Origin of the sequence: Paenibacillus sp. P36 (assembly GCF_045866505.1) — a bacterium.
Taxonomy (GTDB): Bacteria; Bacillota; Bacilli; order Paenibacillales; family NBRC-103111; genus Paenibacillus_E; species Paenibacillus_E chondroitinus.
Window position 1 is genome coordinate 5965236 of record NZ_AP038372.1, and the last position, 24434, is coordinate 5989669.

General features: G+C 45.5%; 15 protein-coding genes and 1 riboswitch. All 15 genes read right to left on the bottom strand.

Going from position 1 to position 24434, the window contains the following annotated elements; all coding sequences use genetic code 11:
• Positions 1-123: 123 nt before the first annotated feature.
• Positions 124-2412 (bottom strand): 5-methyltetrahydropteroyltriglutamate--homocysteine S-methyltransferase, encoded by a 2289-nt coding sequence (metE, locus tag ACKTT9_RS26690; RefSeq protein WP_407873121.1) that lies wholly within the window; start codon positions 2410-2412, stop codon positions 124-126.
• 138 nt (positions 2413-2550) lie between these two features.
• The gene (locus tag ACKTT9_RS26695) at positions 2551-3456 is read right to left on the bottom strand and encodes a LysR family transcriptional regulator (RefSeq protein ID WP_127456288.1); all 906 of its coding nucleotides are present in this window, start codon (positions 3454-3456) and stop codon (positions 2551-2553) included.
• Between the two features lie 10 nt (positions 3457-3466).
• On the bottom strand, positions 3467-5944 hold the full coding sequence (locus tag ACKTT9_RS26700) for an ECF transporter S component (protein ID WP_407868281.1): 2478 nt from the start codon (positions 5942-5944) through the stop codon (positions 3467-3469).
• The gene (locus tag ACKTT9_RS26705; RefSeq protein ID WP_407868282.1) at positions 5917-6807 is read right to left on the bottom strand and encodes an energy-coupling factor transporter transmembrane component T; all 891 of its coding nucleotides are present in this window, start codon (positions 6805-6807) and stop codon (positions 5917-5919) included. The genes ACKTT9_RS26700 and ACKTT9_RS26705 overlap by 28 nt, the downstream gene beginning before the upstream one ends.
• Positions 6804-7724, bottom strand: coding sequence for a DUF4430 domain-containing protein (locus tag ACKTT9_RS26710; protein ID WP_407868283.1), 921 nt, complete (start codon positions 7722-7724; stop codon positions 6804-6806). Before ACKTT9_RS26710 ends, ACKTT9_RS26705 begins: the two co-directional genes overlap by 4 nt.
• 13 nt (positions 7725-7737) lie before the next feature.
• Positions 7738-9375 (bottom strand): S-layer homology domain-containing protein, encoded by a 1638-nt coding sequence (locus ACKTT9_RS26715; RefSeq protein ID WP_407868284.1) that lies wholly within the window; start codon positions 9373-9375, stop codon positions 7738-7740.
• 99 nt (positions 9376-9474) lie between these two features.
• Positions 9475-15468: a DUF4430 domain-containing protein gene (locus tag ACKTT9_RS26720; RefSeq protein WP_407868285.1), complete on the bottom strand. Its 5994-nt coding sequence runs from the start codon at positions 15466-15468 to the stop codon at positions 9475-9477.
• Between the two features lie 167 nt (positions 15469-15635).
• A riboswitch (cobalamin riboswitch) is annotated at positions 15636-15836 on the bottom strand.
• A 52-nt stretch (positions 15837-15888) separates the two neighbouring features.
• The gene (locus ACKTT9_RS26725) at positions 15889-16407 is read right to left on the bottom strand and encodes an NUDIX domain-containing protein (protein WP_407868286.1); all 519 of its coding nucleotides are present in this window, start codon (positions 16405-16407) and stop codon (positions 15889-15891) included.
• Between the two features lie 75 nt (positions 16408-16482).
• On the bottom strand, positions 16483-17730 hold the full coding sequence (gene glyA / locus ACKTT9_RS26730; RefSeq protein ID WP_407868287.1) for a serine hydroxymethyltransferase: 1248 nt from the start codon (positions 17728-17730) through the stop codon (positions 16483-16485).
• 137 nt (positions 17731-17867) lie between these two features.
• Positions 17868-18446 (bottom strand): ABC transporter ATP-binding protein, encoded by a 579-nt coding sequence (locus ACKTT9_RS26735; protein WP_407868288.1) that lies wholly within the window; start codon positions 18444-18446, stop codon positions 17868-17870.
• Positions 18447-18456: 10 nt separating this feature from the next.
• On the bottom strand, positions 18457-19374 hold the full coding sequence (locus ACKTT9_RS26740; RefSeq protein ID WP_407868289.1) for an ABC transporter ATP-binding protein: 918 nt from the start codon (positions 19372-19374) through the stop codon (positions 18457-18459).
• Positions 19375-19407: 33 nt separating this feature from the next.
• On the bottom strand, positions 19408-20235 hold the full coding sequence (locus ACKTT9_RS26745; RefSeq protein WP_407868290.1) for an ABC transporter permease: 828 nt from the start codon (positions 20233-20235) through the stop codon (positions 19408-19410).
• Entirely contained in the window at positions 20232-21260 is a 1029-nt protein-coding gene (locus ACKTT9_RS26750; RefSeq protein WP_407868291.1) for an ABC transporter permease, read from the bottom strand. Before ACKTT9_RS26750 ends, ACKTT9_RS26745 begins: the two co-directional genes overlap by 4 nt.
• Positions 21248-22843, bottom strand: coding sequence for an ABC transporter substrate-binding protein (locus ACKTT9_RS26755; protein ID WP_407868292.1), 1596 nt, complete (start codon positions 22841-22843; stop codon positions 21248-21250). The genes ACKTT9_RS26750 and ACKTT9_RS26755 overlap by 13 nt, the downstream gene beginning before the upstream one ends.
• A gap of 294 nt (positions 22844-23137) precedes the next feature.
• On the bottom strand, positions 23138-24424 hold the full coding sequence (locus ACKTT9_RS26760) for a GTP-binding protein (RefSeq protein WP_407868293.1): 1287 nt from the start codon (positions 24422-24424) through the stop codon (positions 23138-23140).
• Positions 24425-24434: the final 10 nt, after the last annotated feature.

Genomic DNA, 24434 nt, shown 5'->3' on the forward strand with positions numbered 1-24434 from the left:
TGAAGTATTCGGGAAACGACAAAACTATGCTGCACTTGGCCCTCTCTCGCAAAAAAAAGAGCAGCTGCCATCGCAGATCTGCTCTTTCAATACAATCTCTATGTTTGAATCGGTTGTTGTGCGTTACACCGTTGCAGCATGGTTCTCGCGAGCAATCTTCGTTGCTTCAACCATGTTGCGCAAGGAGGCGACAGTCTCTTCGAGTCCGCGTGTTTTCAGACCACAATCCGGATTAATCCAGAACAACCGGGCATCCAATACGCGTAGTGCTCGATCAATCATTCCTGTCATTTCTTCTACACTAGGAACACGAGGACTATGGATATCGTATACCCCTAACCCGATGCCTAACTTGTAAGTATTTAGCTCAAAACTATGAATCAACTCACCATGGCTGCGGGATGTCTCAATGGAGATAACATCAGCATCCATCGCTTCAATGGAGTCAATCATGTCATGAAACTCGCAATAACACATATGGGTATGAATTTGCGTTGTTTCGTGTACGGTGCAAGTGGTGATGCGGAAAGCTTTGACTGCCCATGCAAGGTAACCGGCTTGCTCTTCTTCTTTCAGCGGCAGACCTTCGCGAACAGCGGGCTCATCAACTTGGATCATGCCAATGCCTGCTTGCTCAAGAGCCTCCACTTCCTGTCTAAGCGCATAAGCTAATTGATAAGCAATTTGCTCACGCGGAATATCGTCACGAACGAATGACCAGTTCATGATGGTAATCGGTCCTGTCAGCATCCCTTTTACAGGACGTGAAGTTTTGGACTGGGCATACTTCGTTTCTTCAACCGTCATCTCACCCTTGAACGCCACATCTCCGAAAATAACCGGCGGCTTCACGCAGCGCGAACCATAGGATTGTACCCAACCGTTCTGTGTAAAAGCAAAGCCTGCCAGCTTTTCTCCGAAGAACTCGACCATGTCCGTACGCTCAAACTCGCCGTGTACGAGAACATCCAACCCGATCTCTTCCTGCAGGTCGATCCAAGTGTCGATTTGATCGCGAATATACTGCGCATACTGCTCGTTATTCCACTCGCCTTTACGCCATGATTGACGCGCTTTTCGCACTTCTGCCGATTGTGGAAAGCTGCCGATCGTCGTTGTCGGGAAAATAGGCAGCTGCCATTTTGCCTGTTGAGCTTCATGGCGCTCGGCAAAGGGATGGGAACGCTCCGGTTGCTGATTGCTTAGCGCAGCTACAGCTTGCTGAATGTTGACGCGGTTGCGTTCCTCCGATTGCTGCAAAGCTTGAATAGCCGCATCACTTTTGATCAGTTCATCTATAATTTCTTCAGCGTCTGAAGCTAATGCTTTCGTTAAAAGAACAAGCTCGCCGAGCTTCTCATCGGCAAATGCCAGAGCGTTTCTCAATTCTGTTGTGAGCTTCGTCTCGCGTTCTGTCGTTACCGGAACATGAAGCAAGCTGCAGGAGGACTGTACAATTAGACGATCAGCGGACACGAATTCCGTTAGCTCATTTAGCAGCTCCATCTTCTCCCGAAGAGAAGCTCTCCAGATACCGCGTCCGTCAATGACACCTGCACCCAGCACTTTATCCGCCGGGAAACCAAGCGCTTTAATAGCTATTAGATTGCCAGTGTACCCATGCACGAAATCAAGCCCAATTCCTTTAACCGGTAATTTGACAATTTCATTATAGTTCTCTACCGATTCAAAATAAGTTTGCAGCATGATGTTAAGGGTTGGAACGGCTGCAGCAATCGTTTCATAAATACTCGACAAACGCTGTAGGTCTTCCTGGTTTAATTTAGTTACAAGAATTGGCTCATCAATTTGTACCCATTGCACGCCCTCTTCGGCAAGCTCTTGAAGGACTTGGACATAAAGTGGAACTAACCGCTTCAACCATGCATCCGTCTCCGATGTGCTGTATCCTTTAGATAGCTTGAGGAAAGTTAATGGTCCAACAATCACCGGTTTCCCTTCGATACCAAGCTTCTCTTTAGCTTCTCTATACGCTGCAAGAGGTTTGTTTTCGGTAAGTACAGGCGAAGCATCCGCCAATTCAGGGACGATATAGTGATAGTTCGTGTTAAACCACTTCGTCATTTCGCTTGCTGCTGCACCATTCGTTCCACGAGCTACGCCATAATAAACCGATAACGGTACAGGGCCACCCTCATAAGAGAAACGTTTCGGAATAATTCCGAACATAGCGGCTGTATCCAGGATATGATCGTAATAACTGAAATCATTAACCGGAATGAAATCGATGCCTTTTTCTTGTTGTTTACGCAAATGAGTCAAACGAATTTCTTGCAGTTTATTTTGAAATTCTGTTTCTTCGATTTTTCCTGCCCAGAACGATTCCAAAGCTTTCTTCCATTCGCGATCTACACCAATACGCGGGTATCCCAATACACTGCTTTTCGCCATCATTAAAACCCCTCTTCAATTTGTTATATAAAAATTATCACAAATTCGCAGATATAAAGTAATTCGAATAACATATATCTAGCTATAGTTTTGGGCTATAATGATCACGTTCCGAAAATGCTTGGAATTGTATGAAGTTTACTTGGAAATTGCCTGCTTTAGCGCTTCAACATAAGCTGCGCCTAACTTAGTTAACATCGTATTTTTATGGGATATCCACCCCACATGAATGGTTTCCTCACAATCCAAAGGGACAGGAATAATCTCGTTACCGTTCAAATCCGCGTTCAAAACACCCGTTGAAATCGTATAACCATTGAGACCTATTAACAAATTAAAGAGCGTAGCGCGATCCGTTACTCGTATGCTTTTCTTATGGGAGATCGTACTCAGAATTTCCTCTGAAAAATGAAAAGAATTATACTCACCTTGATCAAAGGAGAGATAAGGATATTCCTCGAGCTGTTCGATGGTGACAATCGACTGACTGGCCAATGGATTTTTAACGCTGATAAACACATGCGGTTTCGCTTTAAATAAACTGTTAAATTGCAAATTGGCGGATTTCAGCATCTTGTTTATGACTTTTTCATTGAATTCATTCAAGTATAAAATACCGATTTCGCTGCGCAGAGTTTGAACGTCTTCGATAATTTCATGCGTTTTGGTTTCACGCAGCGCAAATTCATATTCATCTAATCCGAATTCCTGGATCAGGCTGACAAAGGCATTTACCGCAAATGCATAATGCTGCGTGGAGACTGAGAAATGCTGCGGTGAAGGCTTCGCATTCAGGTACCGGCTTTCCAATAATTCAGCCTGCTCGACAACTTGCCGCGCGTAACTTAAGAATTCAACACCTTCTTTGGAAAGTGTTATTCCTTTATTGGATCTTTCAAATATGGAGATTTGTATTTCTTCTTCCAAATCCTTGATCGCATTCGATAGGCTAGGCTGCGTAATAAACAACCTTTTAGCCGCTTCATTAATCGATCTGCGGTTCGCTACCTCAATTACATATTTCAATTGCTGCAAAGTTGTCATCGCTATCCCCCTAGGAATCAATTAGACCATATTTCAACTTTATTCGATCAAGCTTGGAAAGCATAGGTTTAGCAATAAAATACAAGAAAATCACCGTAGAAGCGGCATGTATGAGATCAAAGGGAATTCCTTGCAGATAGGCCAACAGGAACATTTCTTTGGTTGGCTGTACAGGGGACATCAGCACGGAGGCCGGGTTCAGAAGACCGCCATAGATGAAGAACGTCGTTAGCCCTCCAAAGATGCATAGGGCTGCTTTATTTCTCCTTAGAATACCTTTCTTGAATAGCAGGCCGGCCAGAAAGCCGATGATGCCGAAAGCAAACATTTGCCATGGCGTCCAAGGTCCTTGCCCGAAGAAAAAGTTGGAAACAAACCCGGTAACCACACCAACAAGAAATCCCGCTTCTGCGCCTAAACAAACGCCCGAGATAATCACCATCGCAACAACCGGTTTAAACTGGGGAACCATAAAAAACGCCGCTCTTCCAGCTACCGCTATGGCACATAAGACCGCTATCACGATCAATTCTCTCGCTTGGGGTTTCCTGGATTCAAACAGCATCACAAATGGCAGCATGGTTTCAAGGATCACGAGCAAGCTGATAAAATAGTACTTCCGATCATTCAAATAATAAATACCAAACCATATGGTTAACGGTATAATCAGCAAAATCATAAAGGATGCAATGATGGTTCGTTGAGATAACTTCCTTTTATCAATCGGTGTTTGATCCGTTGCATCACTTTTTGGGAAGTCCGTTTCTTTTTTTGTAAGCCGTGGTTCTGGTAACTTTCGGATACTAAAATCCCGCTCCGGCACGGTTCCACCAAGAGCCCTAATCACATCTTCCGATGTAACCGCACCAGGAATCAGATGCCTGGACATGCGGCTTGCTGCCGTTGTATAGAAACTGTTGCCTGTGAAAAACTGCTGCGGTGTGCCTTCTGACACAATCTTGCCGTCGAAAAACATCGCACAGGTATCCGCATAGGATGCACAGAACTCAACATCGTGACTTACCATAATGATGGCCGTTCCTGCAAGTTTGAGGCTATGAAGAATCTCGCCCAATTTCAGTTTAAAATGGTTGTCCAGCCCCTTCGTAGGCTCATCCAACATCAGGATTTCAGGCTCAAGCAGCAAGATCTTCGCAAGCGCAGCTCTCTGCTGCTCACCACCGGACAAGTCATACGGATGGCTTTGTAATAGGCCGCCAAGCTCACATAGCTCAGTTACTTGCTCTATTTTTTCTTGCACAACCTCTTTGTTGACATCTCTTCCGATGAACATCTCGCAAAGATCCGCTTCCACGGTTTTACTTACAAAAAGGGTTTGCGGATTCTGAGGAAGCACCCCGAGCAAACCGCCGTATTTCTCATGATCGGATAGATCTTGAATTTTTTTGCCACCTAGTTTAACCTCTCCCCGATATGGCTTTTTTAAGCCTGCTATCAGAGATAAAGCGGTCGTTTTGCCAGCGCCGTTCCCTCCTAAAATGGCATATATTTCACCGGAGTGAACGGATATAGACAAGCCTTTCACAATATCAGGGGCTGCTTTCTCATACTTAAACCACGTTTCCTTTAGCTCAACGGCAACCTTGCCCTTTTGATTCGCTTGCGTCTTTTCCGGAGTAGTTGTAATGACATGCGAAGACAGAGCCAGGTCGTCCAGCCATTTTCGGCCTTCCCGAACCGTAATCGGGCATTCCAAATCATTAGGGATGTGAGAATAAATTCTCATTGGCGCAGGCATGGCGAAGAACATCGCATCCTTCGTTTCTTTAAGCACTTTGCCCACATTTCGGGGTGAATCATAGGTAATAACTTTACCGTTATCCAAAATGGCTACCTTGTCGGAAACCGGCAAAAGTTCCTCCAAGCGATGCTCGGAAATGATGATCGTTGTTCCTAATTCTCTATTGACCTTCACCAGTGTATTCAGAAAATCTGAAGAAGCAATAGGATCAAGTTGGCTAGTTGGTTCATCCAAAATTAAAACCGAAGGCTGCATGACCATCACGGAGGCCAAGTTTAAGAGTTGCTTTTGCCCACCCGAGAGCTCTGAGACGGACTTATGAAACCAGGTTTGCATCCCGAAAAAGTTAGCGATCTCAGCAACCTTCAGCCTGATGGCTGGCGTACGATAACCTAGGCTTTCCAGCCCGAAGGCCAGCTCATGCCAAACTTTATCGGTCACAATTTGATTGTCTGGCGACTGAAATACGTAGCCGATCCGGGATGATTGCGTTCTTGTATCAACCGTACCAAGATCCTCACCTTCAAAGCGGACTAGACCGCTCCTTTGGCCATGAGGCGTTAGCACGGTTTTAAAATGGCGCAGCAGTGTCGATTTACCGCACCCTGATTTTCCACATAAGGTAATGAATTCGCCTTGTTTTATTTTTAAAGAGATGTTGTCGAGTGCCAGTTTATCGCTACCAGGATAAGAAAATGTTAAATTTTCGATTGCAAATGCTTCCACTTCCTATCCTCCCATACATTCATAATTAAAGGAATTGCACACATGACAGCATAAGCACCTAATCCACTAATCGTAAAAGCGGAAAGCCCATGCCCTTTCATCGACGGATAATATCTGAAATACATCGCTCCGCATAACGAACTTATCCAGACGTAACCTCCTGCTAGCGTTAAAGCACCAAGAGCCCATCGATCACGTCGGTCAAACGTGTAATTAGAATAGGCCGTTCTTCCCTTCAGCCCGTATCCGCGGCTTCTCATGGAATCCGACGTTTCAATGGCATTCTCCAACACCCAGGTTATCATAATGGACATGATTCGGATGCCATGTCTGATCCGAGTAATCACGCCGCCATTCGAAATGTCTCTGCCTACACATTTTTGTGAATCCGATACCCTTTGAAATTGAGCCTTGAATGTCGGAACGAACCGCAGCACCATCGAAAAAATGAGCGACATTGCCGGGATTAGTTTGCCAAACAAATAAATAAACTTATCGGAGGTCATGACCGCATTGTAACAAGAAAACCAACAGATAACTGTTATCAGCATCGCAGCCGAGGCTATGCCAAACGTAATCGACTCCAACGTGAGCGGATTCCCGTTGTCCAAATACGTTAGAATCGTTACTCCTTCGTGATTAAACGCAGGATTGATGAGTGCCGTTATAATCAGCATGGGCAGCATAACAAGAAAATTAAACCGAATCGCCTTTTTCCCATTCAAGTAAATCGAATAGGCGAACGAGAAAAATAGAGAAATGATCAAGCATGCCGGATGAAGGAAAAACATCGAACACGCAATGACCATAACGAAATAAAGAAAATTAACAAGAGGATGATAGCTTGAGAACGCATCTTTCATTGTTTTGTTGCTCCCATAGCATTATAAGTGTCGCCAACGTCACGTCCTAAGTCACACGTATAGACCCATTCAATGACGTCGCCATCTTTCAACTGATACCGACTGCTTCCGTAATTGGGAAACCAGCCGTTCACTTTAAACATCCAACCAGAGAGTTCTCCGACGTCAAATTCGTAGAGATTGTTGATGCCTTCAATATAGGCGGAATTGTAGATGGGGGTATTTACGAACTCCATATGAATTTTGTGCTTTTTCATTTCCCTTTGCAGAACGTTAAACACAGATTCGCCTTCGTAGAAAGTTACCTTAGTCGCTGGAAGGATGACTCCATCCTTTGGCACCAGCTCTACCTTTTCCTTATCCAGCAGCTTGATGTTATCTAAAATGGTCAAACAAGTAACGGATAAGGTAGCCGTCATGGCCTTGTCTGAAATTTTGATGTTCTGAGGTTCAACTGGCAGCGGCTTCCCGGACGGGACAGGCTCCGTTAAGTATTTATCTTTACCTGTCTTAGGATCAATCTCTTGCTTGTCAGCAGGTTGGCTGGCAGGAGGTTGGCTTCCTACAGGTTGATTGGCAACAGGCGTAGGCGTTTCCTTTGGAGAGTCTTTATCGGATTCTTTAGCGGGTACTGCCTTCTTTGGTTCCGGCGTTTGCGTAGGAGCTGCTTCGGGCGGTTTAACCGTGCTTGCCGGCTGTTCCGTTAATGGCTGCACGGCTGAGGGTTCAGCTTTTGAAGAATCAGGCTGCTGCTGGGCAACCTGACTCTTCCCTTCAACTTGCTGCCCAGCCGCTTCCGTCGTTGGTGCAGGCAATTTCGTTGGGTTATTCGGTTGCGGTCCCATAAACAGGTAACTGGCTACGAGTGCAACCACGATAACGATGCCCGAAACGAGTTTCGTTTTCGTTATTTTCATAGGATCACCTGTTTCACAAAAGTTTAGAATTCATTAATAGTTGATATAGCATATCTGATACTTCACTGCGCGTTACAGCCGCTTCAGGTTGTATCTCTATCATGTCTTGAGACAAAATATGTTCACGATAAGAAAATGCTAGACTTGCTCTTGCCCATTCGGCCGTTTTCGTGTAATCCGTAAACTGAGCAAGCATATCTCGGATTTCGATGGCCTGAACATTCGTGTCCAATCCGCAAAGTTTTGCCGCACGGGCAACCATCACAGCAGCTTCCTGCCGGGTAATGGTTTGTTCAGGTGTAAATGTATCTTCTGAAGTTCCTTGGATGAGGTTATAGGTATAAGCCGTGCCTACAAAGGGTGCATACCAGCTATCTGCAGAGACATCTTTGAAAACGGACGTTGCCTTCGGTGTCAGGCCCAGACTTCTCGTTACAATGGCAGCAAATTCCGCCCTTGTCATCGTTTGATCCGGTGCAAATTGGGTGTCCGATATGCCGTTAAGAATATTTCTGGCAGCCATCGCTTCTATGGATTTCTGATTGGCATGCCCTTGGATATCCGTAAAAGTTCTACCAGCACTAGTGATGACGCTCGGCTTAACATCTTTATTTTTATTCGGCAATCCCACGTTTTCCGGCGTCATTGTTCCGTTGCCCGAATCCGTCTGGGAGCCCCTTTTGACATCTGCCATGTTATAAAGACTAGTTTTCCCTGCATCTACTCTTTGTACATTGACCAACGTATAAAATGCCTGCTCCGTGGACATCAGATTTTCACCGCTGCCGTCAGCTGTATGCAGAAATCCCTTTCCTTCTCGGTAATAACTTAACAGATTGTCGACAAGGTTGTGGCCATTTTTAGTAAATCTGCGATCATCTGGACGGATGCCAAGCTCACATAAAGCCATGAGAACTTGAGCCGCGCTTTCCAAATTCTCCGTTCCCCAGGTAGCGTACCCCCCCGAGTTATTCTGCATGTTGGATAGGGCTTCAACGGCCTTATCCGTTGCTGCTTTTACCTTTTCCCTACTTTGATATTTGGCGAGAGCTTGCAATGCCATACCCGTCACATCAGGGTCAGCTGTGTTACCAGATAAAGCAAATCCCCCATCTGCCAACTGCCTTGCCAAAATTTCGTCGATATACATCTCTCTTGTCGCTTGAGTCTTCGCGTTTTTGTTCACAGGTATCTCATATTGGCCTGAATCTAGTGCAATCAGGGCGAAAATCGGACCGTTAATGCCCTGCCAGATCGTTTTGTCGAAATCCCCTAAAGGCTCTAACAGGTTATAGCCTGCTACATTGGAGGGATCTTTGCCAATAGCGGTTAATGCTAAGATCACTCTCGAATACTCCGTGTATTTCTTGTCATGCAAAACGCCGCCAAGCTCCTTGACATATTTTTCTACACCTTTGTAATAATCGTCATAATAATTCTGCGGGACTGAATATCCGGAACGAACCAGCCCTATAACTGCCCATTCTCCACCTATAGATCCTACCTGCGGCTCTGAAACGATCTTCGTCAAATAGGATGCTGTGTTCGTAACAACTTGAGAAATTTCTGATTGATCAGCTGCAAAAGCTTGAATCGAACTGCTTAAATAAAGACAAAGAATAAGAAGCAGAACCGAAAGTTTCTTCATCATTCTCATTGTTCTCCCTCCAATATTTCAAATCAAATATTGGAGAAGGAGCAGAAATTGTTCTGCTCCTTCTCCATGCATGCTGCAAGCTATCGTTCTGTACTATCTTTTTTTATAAGCTCTCATAGCAACGACAATAGCCATTTCTCTTGTCACTTCTTCACCAGGTTGGAAGCGATTATTCCAACCCGTCATTAACTCGTTAGCCATTATGGTCTGAACGCTGGATTTAGCCCAATCGGATACTTGCTCCATGTCTTCAATACCAGAATCCTGATCTGCTTTTGAAAGTGATAGAGCATTCGCGATAATAACTGCCATCTGTTCACGAGTAAGCTTCTCATTTGGATAGAAATGCTCGGCGTCATACCCTGAGATTATGCCGGCTTGATAAGCCGTATTCACGTAAGGGTAGTACCAGTCATTCTGAGCAACATCTTGAAATTGAATCGCATTCTCTTTCTTGATCTCTAGACCAAGCACATTGACCAGGATTTTGGTGAATTCTGATCTTGTAATGGCAGCTTGTGGAGAGAATTTACCTTCGTTGCCTTCGATAAACTTTTTCTGCGATGCCTCGCTGATTGCGTCAACGGCCCAAGGTGAGACGGAATTTGAATCTGTATAAAGTTTCTTCCAATCAAATACCGGTGTCGTTTCGGTATCCTTGGCACCTACTGTGTAAGATAGGAAGCTTGTGAAGTGATTCGTTCTAATGATCAAATCATTATCTTTCACATAGGCGTAGGTGATCTTCTCCTTGCCTTTTGTCGCTTCCATGCCTTTTTCATCTGATTCGTACCGTTCAATAGGTGTAAACGTATTTCCTTCGACAAACCCGGCAAGCTCGTCTTTCGCTCCTGTTATTACAAAAGTGAGCGGTTTATCAAACTGTACGGATTCGTTTCCATTCCCCATCGCAAAGGCATGCGTGAGTTTCAGCACATTTTTGCCGATATCTTTAATGCTGCCTTTCACAAGGTTCTGGAGATTGGCATCCTCGCGATTTAATGAAGTCAAAACTTCAATTTTTGGATTACCTGATTTCAACGCTGTTCCTTTATCGATCGTAAGAGAGATATCGCCTTTTACCGCTTTAATCAATGGAATACTGTCTTTAACCGTCTCTAAGTTGAAAAATACTTTGTGATTCACATTAGGAATGTTAACGGTGATTAACTCTTTATTTTTCAGGTCATCTGAAATAGTTAACGTGTAATCTTGTGCAAGTTCCGAAGGAATGTTAATGATCGGCTTCTGCCCTGTCGGATTACCAACGATCGGACCTGCCGATGAATTATCACCTACATCTTTTCCAAGATTCGTTGTATAACGCCACTCCACGATATCCCCATTTTTAAGCACATACGAGCTTGCACCGTATCCTGGATAGGCTCCGTTCACATTGTACATCCATCCACTGCCGTCGCCGTGGTCGAATTCGCCATCCCCGTCAATGGATTGAACATATATACTTCCGTAATCTTCATTCCATAAAGCGCTGTAGTTGATTCCGCGTGTTTTGAGAACTCTTTCTAACACGCTCCATGCCGTATCATCAGTCTTCAGTTCTACGCTAGTTTCAGAAACGACATAACCTTTATTAATTGTAAGCTTATCTACTGATAGCGTTACATACTTTGTTGCTGGCGGAGTAGTGCCCCCACCGCCATTCCCTGGACCAGTAGTAACATCGCTCGTAGTAAAAGCGACAAAATCTGTAAAATGCTTCGTTTTAATGATAAGGTCATTGCCACTATCGTACGCATACTCATTTTTACCACTAGCCAATCCCTCAGCGTCGCTCGAGAACCTCTCGATTGATTTCGTTGATCCATTCTGAATATAGGCAGCTTCTTTGCCTTTCATACCCGCTATAACCAGAGTTACAAATTGATCAAATTCTATGCGATCATTGCCCCCGAGGGTAATCGCATGATACACCGTATCGAGCTTCTTCGCGCTGGAAATTACCGTATTCAACGCATTTTTCAATGTAGCATCCGATGTATCGTTGGTAGTGATCAGTTCCAATGCGGATGATTGACCGCTGGTAATCTGGGCGCCTGCTGGAATAACAACAGATAGATCGCCTTTGACTGCCTCAATTCTGGGCAAACTTGTTCCTGTTGGCAAATCCAATCGGACTTTTGAATGACTATCTTTTGGAATTTCCACTGTAACTAATTTATTTGCATCTGCACTCGTTATGGGAATGAGATAGTTCTGATTATCAGATGGAATAACTACTTTAGGCTGATCACCGCTCGGTAGGGGCACTTGAATGGGTGCCGGGTCCTCCAACCCAGGCAGTGATTTGGTGAAGTCATACAACCGTTCTCCATGGCCTTCTTTAAAAATCTTATAGGCTGCTAGCGCTTGAAGTGCTTGTTCCGTCGCCATTGCATCCGATCGAAGTTGCATTGTATGCGAGAAGCTTCCATCTGGCAAACGGAACTTGAATAACTTGTCAAGTAAATTAACACCATTTTTTGCATACTTCGCACTTGCTGGATCTATGTTATTCGAGGTTAGCGCAATAATGGCTTGAGAGACACTTTCGCTGCTATCCACTCCATATGAAAGATAGCCCCCATTGGATTGTTGGTTCAGAGACAACCAATTTGCTGCTTTTGTAAGGGTGTCTGCCTGAACTACAGCTTGATTGTCCGCATACGGAGCTAAAGCAGTAAAGGTCATCGCAGTAATATCAGGATCACTTTTACCAGTGCCTAAAGCAAAGCCTCCGTCTTGATTTTGTTTAGAAATAATTTGATTGATAATTTTTTGCCTTGTCCATTCGGCATTATCCGGTACAGAATAATTTTTGGAATCAAGTGCCAGCAGAGCATAAACTAAACCATTAATGCCTTGGGCGGTCATTTTGCTGTGATTGTACAATTTCTCAATCAAGTTAAAACCTTCAACGTGGGATGCGTCACCACCAGTAACCGTTATACCAAGGATCGACCGTTCAAGATCAGTAACTAAGTTAAAATCTCCTTTGGAACTTGAAACACTATTGGCTAGTTTTTGATAATACGTATAGGGAAGCTTATTACCCGTGCGTGCTAAACCTATCGCGCTCCAGTCTGAGCTTACCCCGCTTGGTTTGGTGAGGAAATACTTAGAAGCAGCGTTAATTGCCGCTTGAATTTCACCTGCTGAAGGCTGACCGCCGGACGGGTCATTGGGATCCACTGGAACTGTTGCTGTGACTAAGTTTTGAAAGGCTGCATTTATTTTGGCTAATGCACTATCAACATGATATTGAATAGCATTGATATTTGCGGAAACTGCTTTTGCAAGTGTTAAGCTATTTTGCAGTACAAGCCAGCTTGCATCTGTATAGTTGCTCTTTTGCAAAGCATCAAGCTCAGTTATTTTTGCATTCAGTGCCGTTTTATTGGCTGTTGTTGTTATATCTTGCTCATAATCATCTGTGTAAACAAGTGAAATGATGTCACCGTTATTTAATTTGTAATCCGCGATGCCAACAAGGGCAAATTGGCCATTGACCAAGTACATCCAGCCACTTTTGGTACCACCATCACCTGTGTCCAAATCGCCTATTTTTGTGATGTAATTTCCGCTTGCATTAACAACGGGGATCTGTTTCTCAGCTAATACTTTTTGAATCGCAAATGCAGCTGATGAGCCTTCTTCAACAACTGTGTCTGTTTTAGCTAAGTTAACGATTTTTCCAGCTGTTGCGCTGAAACCATTTACGATGACAGATACCGTAATATTACCCGGTGTTGTTGGCGGATTCTCATCCAAGTAATTATCCGTATAGCGAAGCACGATATCGGCGTTATGGTCTAATATGTAGCTGGCAATTCCGACATCTGGATCAACGCCATCAACGGAATACATCCAGCCGCTGTAAGGTCCCCCATCGAAGGCAGCCAAATTTCCAACCTTTGAAATATAGGCGCCATTTTCATTGACAAAGGAAATACCCGCTTCATTTAATACCTTCTCAATCACGTAAGCTGCCGTATGACCTGGCTCAATATTTACGGTTGTTTTCGGTAAAGTGACACTTTTACCAGCAGCAGCACTAGTGCCGTTCAAAGTGAATGAAACAGCAATCGTTTGTGGATCCGTAGGTGTCGTGACTAAGTTTTGAAAGGCTGCATTTATTTTGGCTAACGCGCTATCTGCATGATATTGAATTGCATTGGTATTTGCAGATACTGCTTTTGCGAATGTTAAGCTGCTTTGCAATACAAGCCAGCTCGCATCTGTATAGTTGCCCTGCTGCAAAGCATTAAGTTCAGCAATTTTTGCATCCAGTGCCGTTTTATTGGCTGTTGTTGTTATATCTTGCTCATAGTCATCTGTGTAAACAAGTGAGATAACGTCACTGCTTTTTAATTTGTAATCCGCGATGCCAACATCGGCAAATTGCCCGTTGACCAAATACATCCAACCACTCTTGGTACCACCATCACCTGTAGCCAAATCGCCTATTTTCGTGATGTAATTCCCGCTTGCATTAACAACGGAGATCTGATTTGCATCTAGTACTTTCTGAATCGCAGCTGCAGCTGTTGAGCCATCTTCAACAACAGTGTCTGTTTTAGCTAAGTTAACGATTTTTCCAGCTGTTGCGCTGAAACCATTTATGATGACAGAAACCGTTATAGGAGGAGCATTATTTTGCAGGCCTTGCACGGCTGCTAGCAAATTAGCTAACGTGACGTCAACCTGATCTTGGATTGCCGTACTGTCGGCCGCCACTTGTTTGGCTGCTGCCAAACTATTTTGCAGCGCTTGCCAACTCGTGTCTGAATAATTACCTTTTGTCATGCTCTCAACATCAGTAATCGAGGCATTCAACGCCGTTTTATTGGCCTCTTTTATAATACTCAAGTAGTAAATCTTAGGGGTATTTATGCCTTCTTGAGCAATAACTCTAACGATCTTAGCCTTATTTGCGCTCAATGTAATTTCTTTGTCAATTAATGCACCTGAAGTACCGCTTTTATTATTGACGAAAATTTGGCTTGCTGTGCCGTTAGCCGTAACCTTAATTTTATCCGCATTGATTCGGATATCCTCATAGACATAAACACCAGAAGTAACGGTAACTTGCTTCGTTACGTCAGCACCAACCCCTGACAATACGATGCTTGAAAGATCGTCAGTTTCATAAACCGCATCATTGACGGATACCTTCTGCAGAGCAGTAACTTCGGCACCTATTTCACCCAGGGCACCACCGTCTATTTGAACTGCATTATAAACCTTAACAAAGCTGACATTCGTTAAATTAACAGGTTTACCAGTACTGTCAACAGCCCAGCTAATATCGATAGGGTCACCTTTGACTGGCGATGTTAGATAGGGATTAGCAGGAACATCATAGGGAGCACTGCCGTTCGCGTGCGTATCGGGATAACCGAAAGCATTTTTTCTAACATTTATTTTCACACCGGAATAAGTATACGATTGGTTGTTAAAATCCGATGGGGCATTGGGGTAATTTGCAGGTATCGGATAATACGCATGTTTATGATAAGCATTGGTTTTTACATCCCCACTGCCTGCCTGATTATCAACCCATGGCACATTGACACCATTAGGGCTTGTAAAATCCGGCTCGGGATTCGTATAAGTAACTCTATAATCCCAAATTGTGCTGTCTTCGTAATGCTCGGATCCAGCAATATAAAACCACGGGCCTGGATTACCTGTCCCATCGTCCTGTGCTACAGCCACACCGGCAGGTTCTTCGTTACCAGCGAAGGCATTTCCAAATACGGTGAAATCCACGCCGTATGGATTTTTGGGATTGTTCTGAATCGGTTCATCAAACTTGTAGACGACGCTTCCTCCAAAAGAACCGAGGGAGACTCCCGTAGAACCGGGCGTATTCGTCCACTTCGAGTTAATATCGCCCGTTCCTCCCCAAGCAGCCTCGTTAACGAATTGCCCCGGTGCTGGCAACCATTCGCGAATTGAGCTTGGGCCTGTTGTACTGGCAAGAGCTTGACTGCTCGGTCCTGCCAAAACCCCTAGCGAAGAAAATAAGAGTACAAAAGACATAAAAAGTGCAATAAACGGCTTTGAAACATAACGATGACTCATTCTTGTCATTCCTCTTTCCTACCAAATTTGGACAACCGCGCAAAAAAGCCACCCTAAAAAACTAGGGTGGCTGTACATCCATTAGTACGCACAAATAACATGTGTCATAGTAAGAATTATGCCTTAGCATAATCTTTTGTTGCTAATTCCCACCCCCAAAGAATTAGTAACATACTATAAATAAAGGCAGGTCTCCTGGCTCATGCGTCATCGCTTCTCTTTCGCCTTCCCAATCTCGTGAACAAGTCAGTGGCATATGAAAGAGTTACTCGGCAATTACAGTGGTGGGACCGCGTCGGCTTTGACCGAACTTCCCTATTAAGCAAGCATCCAAATCGTATGCTTGCACCCTTATTTAGCATATTATATTTTGTCATCGCTAATGTTATATCGTTTATTTCGTTTTGTCTACTTCATAATTTATTTCATAGCTTCGGGACAAGCCTTGTAACTATCTCTAATAAACCGATGATCCTTAATCCATTCGGATACAATCATATAGACATTATCCTTCATATAAGGACTAAATGTTTCATCATTCATAATCTCAACTTGCTGCGGAATCGCATCTACCAGCATGATACCATCCGTCTCAAATCCGCCCGGGAGCGCTCCAAGAACAAGGACCGTGGAAATATAAATATTTTTCACAAATACTAGATGATCATTTTCAAAAATTAGATATTGCCCAATTCTCTCGATCGCATCCAGCTCTCCTCCAGCCTCTTCCTGCATCTCTCTTCGAACCGTTTGAAGAACGGGCTCCCCCTTCTCTCTCTTCCCTCCTGGCAACTCCCACCCCCGGCTGTTATGTCTAACGAGAATCAATTTACCTTGATAGAATGCACAAATCAGGACACAATTTGCTTCTTCAATGAGACATTCCTTGGATAAAATAATCTTTTGATTCTGCAAAGCACCTGGAAATTCATACTTCACTATGCCACCAACTTTTTTTCTAATAATAAAAAAAGTATTTGATCCAAAGATCAAATACTTTGTTCAATTGTAACTTTAGTAGCTCAACCCTGGATATAATGGGAATTGCGCTGTCAGATCACTGACCATTCCCCGTACTTGGTTATGCACAGCTTCGTCCGTAGGATTTTTCAACGTTAACGCCACAATTTTGGCAATTGTTTTCATAGATTCTTGATCCATGCCACGGGCGGTAACAGCTGGAGTTCCGATCCGGACTCCGCTTGTAACCATCGGTTTCGCAGGGTCGAAAGGAATCGCATTTTTGTTTACCGTTACGCCTACTTCATCCAGCAAATGTTCCGCCTCTTTACCAGTGATGCCCAGACTGCGCAAGTCGATCAGCATCAGATGGTTATCTGTGCCTCCGGATACAAGATTGACACCTTCGGCCAAAAGCTCTTCTGATAACGTTTTGGCGTTGAGAACAACATTTTGAGCGTACGTTTTAAAATCTTGTTGAAGCGCTTCGCCAAAAGCAACGGCTTTAGCGGCAATAATATGCATCAGCGGTCCGCCTTGCGTTCCGGGGAATACCGCTTTATCAATCGCTGCAGCCCAAGGCTTGCGGCAAAGAATCATACCGCCGCGGGGACCGCGAAGCGTTTTATGCGTAGTTGTAGTTACAAAATGAGCGTGCGGCACAGGACTAGGGTGCAACCCTGCCGCAACTAACCCGGCAATATGAGCCATGTCCACAAAGAACAGAGCTCCTACATCATTAGCTATCTCACCTAATGCTTCAAAATCAATAATGCGTGCATATGCGCTGGCACCAGCTACAATCATGCGAGGTTTATGCTTGAATGCCAATTTGCGAACCTCATTGTAATCAATCAACCCGTCGCTTTCTCTAACACCATAAGGAATAAAGTTGTACAAAATACCCGAGGCATTAACAGGACTTCCATGTGTTAAGTGACCGCCATGCGCCAAGTTCATACCAAGAACGGTATCTCCCGGGTTCAGAGCAGCTAAATATACCGCTAAATTGGCTTGCGCGCCGGAGTGCGGCTGCACATTGGCATGCTCTGCGCCAAATAATTCTTTGGCACGATCACGCGCGATATCCTCAACGATATCGACATGCTCGCATCCGCCGTAGTAGCGTTTTCCCGGATAGCCTTCTGCGTATTTATTCGTTAGAACCGTTCCCATTGCTTGCAGAACAGCTTCGCTGACGAAGTTTTCAGAAGCGATCAACTCAATTTTGTCACGTTGACGGCCGATCTCCAGATTCATTGCCTCAACAATTTTGGGGTCTTGTTTACGTAATTGTTCCACAGTCTATTGCTCCTTAGCATCGTTTTGTTATAAAAAAGATATCATAGAGCTGTGGCTATAGAGTAACTGGATTTAGCTATATCTAGATATAGTTAATGGCTATATCAGCAGGAGAAAGAGGAAACTTACCTAGCTCATTAGAATGGAAAGCTAATCACCCGCCCACACAACCGCTCAATCAATTCCCGCTCATGGCTAATCACCAAAACACCCGCACGCTGCCGCTCAGCCCAGCGCAGCACCGCATGCCAGATTTGCGCTTGTGTAATAGCATCTAGCATGGTGGTCATCTCATCCGCAATTAAATAGCGTGTTTCCGTACTCAGCGCTCTCGCCACACAAATCCGCTGCAGCTCCCCGCCGGACAGCTCGTTCGGATAGCGATCTAACCATGCGTCCTCAATCGATAATTCCGAGCGCATAACAGGGTCCATCATACCTGACTCTTGAAGCGTTCTTCGAAGCTTCCACCTCGGATTAACCGCTTGTTCAGGATGCTGCAGAACTAACTGAACGGGGTTTCGCAAACCCTTCCTATGCGGAACACCGTCCACACTCACATGTCCTTCTTGCAGTCCCACATGACCTGCAAGTAACTGCCCTAGCGTGGACTTCCCACAACCACTTGGTCCGACGAGTCCTACGATTTCTCCTGCTCCCACTTGAATATCAAGGTTATGAAACACCCACGCCTCTTTCCCATAACGATACCCCAAAGACTTCCCCTCAAGCACTATGTATGCACCTAACCTTTCCGCTTCTTACCGTGCGCGACTCAGGAGCTTGCTGTTCACATTCCGAGGTGGCCATAGAACAGCGTGGAGCAAAAACACACCCTGTCGGCAAAGCATCCGGCAGCGGTTGAGCCCCAGGCAAAGGAATAAATCCGTTGCCCGGGAGCGCTCTCCATAGCGCTTGCGTATACGGGTGCCGCAGTCTCTGCCCATCTCCTGTGAAATCGCTGCGGGGGGCAATTTCAATTACGGTCCCGGCATACAACACAGCAATCCGATCGGCTACCGTTAAAGCCGCTTCAATGTCATGTGTGATTAACATGACCGCACAACCTTCCTGAGCCAGCTGCTTGAATCGGCTTAAGGTCTCACCCATAGAAGGCGTATCCAAGCCTGGAGTAGGCTCATCCGCAATCAACAACTGAGCTCCACTTACAGTTGCCGTTGAGACGAGAACTTTTCGCGCCATTCCTCCGGAAAGTTGGAAGGGAAACAGTTTGGCGACAAAGTCCGATAAACTATACTTGCTAAAAGCTTTCCGCTGAAGCTCGGCCGGATTTCCTCGCCGAACCGCTTGTCTCACTTGATCGCCAACACGCATTAAGGGATCCAAATACTGCACAGACTGAGGGATAAGCGCGATTTCTTTCCCACGCAAACCCTCCTGCCTTTCAGCAGTCAGTTTCTCGCCTTTAAAGCAAATTGTCCCCGTAACTTGCGCATTGCCGGGAAGAATGCCCAAAATAGCGTGAGCCAGCAGACTTTTGCCGGAACCGCTGGAGCCTACGACAGCTAGAATTTCTCCGGCATCAATCGAAAGCTCCAATTTATGAAGGGCTTCCATTTTTTTAGGGCGAAAGTGTCGGTCCAATGTATTAAAGCTGATCGAAAGTTCACTGACTTCCAACATAAACCGAATCCCTCTTTTCCAAGCTTAAAATGTTTAATGCTCATGTGCGCGTCTGGGATCTATCCACGTCTTCAAGTTCTCTCCCAACATGGCAAAAGCCCGAACCAACAGTAGCAAGCACAAACCAGGGAACAACGCCAGCCACCACATGCCGGAAGATAAATACCTCATAGATTCGGATAAAATAATGCCAATCGCCGGCTCATGTGGGGAAAGTCCCATCCCTATGAAGGTAACGGCTGCTTCATGCAAAATGGCATGCGGAACGATTAGAATAAGCCCGACCAAAAGCTGGGGCAGCAGATGCGGGACAATATGTCTTGTCGCAATCCACCAACTGGATTTTCCGAAATTACGCGATATGGAAACATACGGTGCCGAACGGATCTGCATCACCTCAGCACGTATAACTCTTGTTAAAGCAGGCCAATGCGTTAGTGCGACACCTATGATAATGCCTTTAGCCCCTCCACCTACAACAAAAGCAATCAAGAGGAGTGTTACAAGATGAGGGACGCTGAGAAATAAGTCCGTCAGCCAGCTCACTAGTCGATTCACGGTTTTTCCCATAACGGCTGCCGCAAGCCCCATAATCCCCGCAATGATGACACTTGAAGCTCCAGCAACAACACCGACCCTAAGGCTAAGCGCCAATCCTTTGATCGTACGTGTTAACATATCTCTTCCTAACCAGTCCGTCCCAAAAGGGTGCGCGAATGACGGCGCGAAATTACGCTGGTTCAAGCTAGTAGACAAACCTGACGAATCCATCCCTACAGACATAGCGAAAATGATAAGTAAGACGAGCACAGCAGCAACCGAAGTTAACGCAAGCTTGTGACGATCATGCAGCCATCTCATGGTTTACCGCCTTCTTTCATTCTGGGATCAATCAGGCGATAACTCATATCGGCCATTGCATTTCCTGAATACACGAACACAGCGCTGAATAAAACAATACCTAGCAATAGTGGAACATCGCCTCGGAGACCTGCCTCCACCGCCGCCTGCCCAAGCCCAGGATACGAAAATACCTGCTCAGCAAGAACCGCTCCGCCAAACAGCTCACTAAATGAAGCAAATTGCAGTGTAATTGCGGGCAAGGCCACATTCCGAAGCCCATGTCTCCAAAAGATTTGAAACCCTCGCTCCCCTCTCGCTCTTGCAAATATCCAATAGTCTTTGTTTGTAATATCAACTAGTTTTTCTCGCGTATGAAGAGCAATTGCTGCAACTCCGGTTACACTGAGTGTCAATGCCGGAAGCAGCATATGACGGATGCGATCAAGCAGGTTGACTTCCTCTGAAGTAACCCCGGCAGGAACTGCCAGACCGACAGGCAGCCATCCCAACCATACCGCAAAAACGAGCATAAACAGCAAGCCCATCCAAAAAGTAGGCGTCGAGGATAGCGTGTAGCAATACCAGCGAATCATTCGGTCGATCCATGTATTCCGATTCATAGCAGCTAGAACACCGGAAACAAATCCGATAATGCCGGATAGAACCCAAGCAATCCCCATCAAAGCAAGAGAAGCAGCAAATCGTTCGCCAATCACATCGAGGACAGGACTCCGGTAGATCATTGACGTTCCTAAATCACCGCTTGCCACAGCGCACAGCCAGTTCCAATACCGTGTTACCGGCGGTTCATTGAGTCCCCAGTACTGCATGATCATCTCTCTCTGTTCAGCGCTTACCTTCATCATATCGGCACCGACATAAGCCTGAACTGGATCAATGGGTGAGAAGTGTACGAGCAGAAATGAAACAGCACTCACAGCAAACAACAGCAGGATCAACCCCAGTCCTTTTCGTAAAAGGAAGGGAGCCAGCATCCGGCTGACCTTTGCCAAGTTAGAGGATTCCCGCTTTATGACTTCCATTGCCATTCCTCGATGTTATCCGTTACCGGCCAGCCATGTCCGTGCGGATGGATTTTTTGTTTGCCAATATCAAGTCCTGTTCTCACCAAATACAGATGATCCAGATTAATCAACCATGCCCAGGGTGCATCACCTAACGTGCTTAATCCGGTTTCACCATCCCACTGCGCTTTTTTCCAAAAGCTCCATGCCTCTTTTTCGTTCGTTGCTTTTAAAGCTTGACTCATATATCCTTCAACCTTCGAGTTGCTGTAGTACCCCGGGTTGTAATAGTCCACTCCACCATATTTACTGCTGTAAACGTTATACATCTCCAAGGGATCTTGACTTCCCCATCCAAAAAGAACAGGGTTCGCGTGCATTTGTTTCTCGAGGTCGTCCCAGCTTTTACCTTCGGCTTTCACTTGAATGCCCAGAGGTTTTAGCATATCTGCCGATGCAATGGCAAGCGATTGACGCGTGACATCACTGGAAGGATAAAGCAAATTGATTACTGCTTTCAGTGTTCCTTTTTCAACAATGCCGTCATGATCGGTGTCTATCCAACCATTATCTGCGAGTATTTTCTTCGCTGCGTTCATATCTGCATCAGTAAAAACCGCTTCGGGATTAAACCAAGGAAGTCCATCATTTAAGGTGTAGGCGGGAGTGCCGTGACCTTCTAGAACGCCTTGAACCAATGCTTTTCGATCGAGTGCTAGATTAATTGCCTTACGAATCGCTACATCCGCAGTGACATCGTTGCCGATCGGGTAACCGTCTTTCGTTTTCTCTCCGGATTTCACATAAGGAAACATGATGCCTCGATTGTCCACGGTTGCTGCTGTTTGTAACTCCATACCGTTCACGGTTTGCTTGCTAAATGCCGCAGGAATCGCAGCCATATCCACCGTTCCCGCTTTGGCTGCTGCAAAAGCGGCATCTTCCCCTAGGAAAAGGAAGGTGATTTTTTCGAAAAACGGCTTTTTCCCGTAGTAGTCTTGGTTCAATTCGACAATCAGCTGCTGCCCTTTATCCCATTGGACCCATTTATAAGGACCTGAGCCGATCGGTTGATTGGCGTAATCCTTGCCGTGGGCATGCTTGGGGACAATGCCAGTTGCAACTAGCATCTGCGTAAACGTCGATTGCGGTTCTTTCAGGGTGAACTTGACCGTTGCGTCATCAGGCGCTTCTACACTTTTGACATTGCTCAGATCAATGGCAGATCCGCTCGACGCAGCGGTTTGATAGGTGTATACGACATCGACTGACGTTAACGGTTGACCATCGCTGAACTTGACATCCTTGCGCAGCTTCACGGTCCAACTCAAGCCGTCCGGGCTAACCTCATAACCCGTGGCGAGATCATTTGTAATATTCAAATTGCTGTCACGCTTAAGCAGCGTACTTTGGAAAAGCGGCGAACCGTAGCGTCCCCACCCCGTTGTTGGATCAAAACCGGCTTCCGGCTCTCCGCCAATAGCTAGAACGAGCTGCTTCTTGCTTGCCTCTGCCGTCGGCTTTGGCTTCTCCACCGAACAGCCGCTAATCCAAATCATGGTGACTATCAAAACTAAAAAAATGACTAGTCGATGTTTCATTTTTATTCCCACCCTTCAATGTTCACGTGTGCAGTAGCACGATTAATTGAAATAGTAGCACAAAAATGACGACTAGTCATTATTCATTTCATCGAAATCATATACGCCTCTCAACATTTTTCCGAAAATGAGCCGGAATCCGGCTGATTTCGTAGCAAAAGGGAACTGGCGTCCTCTATTTTCGGAAAAATTGAGCTATTTGCTACCCGAGCGGAACTACAGGCTCTTATTTGTCCACATGGTGCATTTTCCAGCTGAAATTGGCCAAATAGCGGACCCTAGTTCCTTCCACAACTATGCTTCCATAGCATCCTCGAATTCCGTCACTGTATTGGGCAGGCGATCATCAAATTGACGCCAATCGCTGAGCATCTCATCATCGGTCAATAAACAACCATCCAGCGAAGCCGTAATATCAGCCCGATCCATCTCAATCCCAATGAACACGACCTTATTCATTCGGTCTCCGTAAGTGGCATCCCAATGTGGGATCTGGTCATCTTCCTCCTCAAGAATAGCGTCTCTTTCATCTTCCGGAAGCGCAGCTATCCAATACCCTGCAGGACCGAATCGAACAGACGGGCCCGCTTGGCTCAAATTCTGGGCATGATCGTTCCGGGTAGCTAGCCACATGATACCTTTGGCTCTTACGATCTCTGCAGGCCAATCTGCCATCCAGCTCATCAGCCGCGAAGGCTCGAAAGGCCGCGCCCTTTCGTACACAAAGGAAGAAATCCCATATTCCTCGGTTTCGGGAGTTTGCGTTTCCTTCGCCAACTCCTTCATCCAGCCTGCGGACGTACTAGCCGCTTCAAAATCAAAAAGATGGGTATTCAGAATGTCCGCTGGCGCCACCTGCCCATGAACAGAGCGAATAAACTTAGCTCTTGGCTGCAGCAAACGAAGAACGCCTTCCAGCTCATCCAGCTCCTCTTCCTCCAGCATGTCGCATTTATTCAAAATCAGCACATCACAGAATTCGATTTGATCAATCAGAAGATCCACCACTTCTCTTGAGTCATCTTCCCCGACGGCTTGACTCCGTTCCAGCAGCGTTTCACCTGAAGAATAGTCCGTCCAGAACCTGTAAGCATCTACAACCGTCACCATGCTGTCCAACCGACAATACCGGGAAAGATCTATGCCCTGTTCCTCATCAATATAGGTAAAGGTTTGAGCCACTGGCAGCGGTTCGCCGACACCGGTTGACTCAATCAGGATATAGTCAAATGTTTGATCTTTGGCAAGCCGCTCCACTTCCCTCAGCAAATCATCCCGCAACGTGCAGCAGATGCAGCCATTGGACATTTCAACTAGACTCTCATTCGTCCGAGACAGCCCATTCCCCTCACGAATAAGCCCGGCATCGATATTGACTTCGCTTAAATCATTGACAATAACAGCAACTTTCAAGCCATCCCGATTATGTAAAACATGATTCAACAAGGTGGTCTTACCGGCTCCCAAATACCCACTCAAAACCGTAACTGGTATTTTATGGTCTGTTCTATCGTCTGTTCTATGGTCTGTTCTATGTTCTGTTCTATGTTCTGTTCTATGTTCTGTTCTATGTTCTGTCATGTTCATTCTC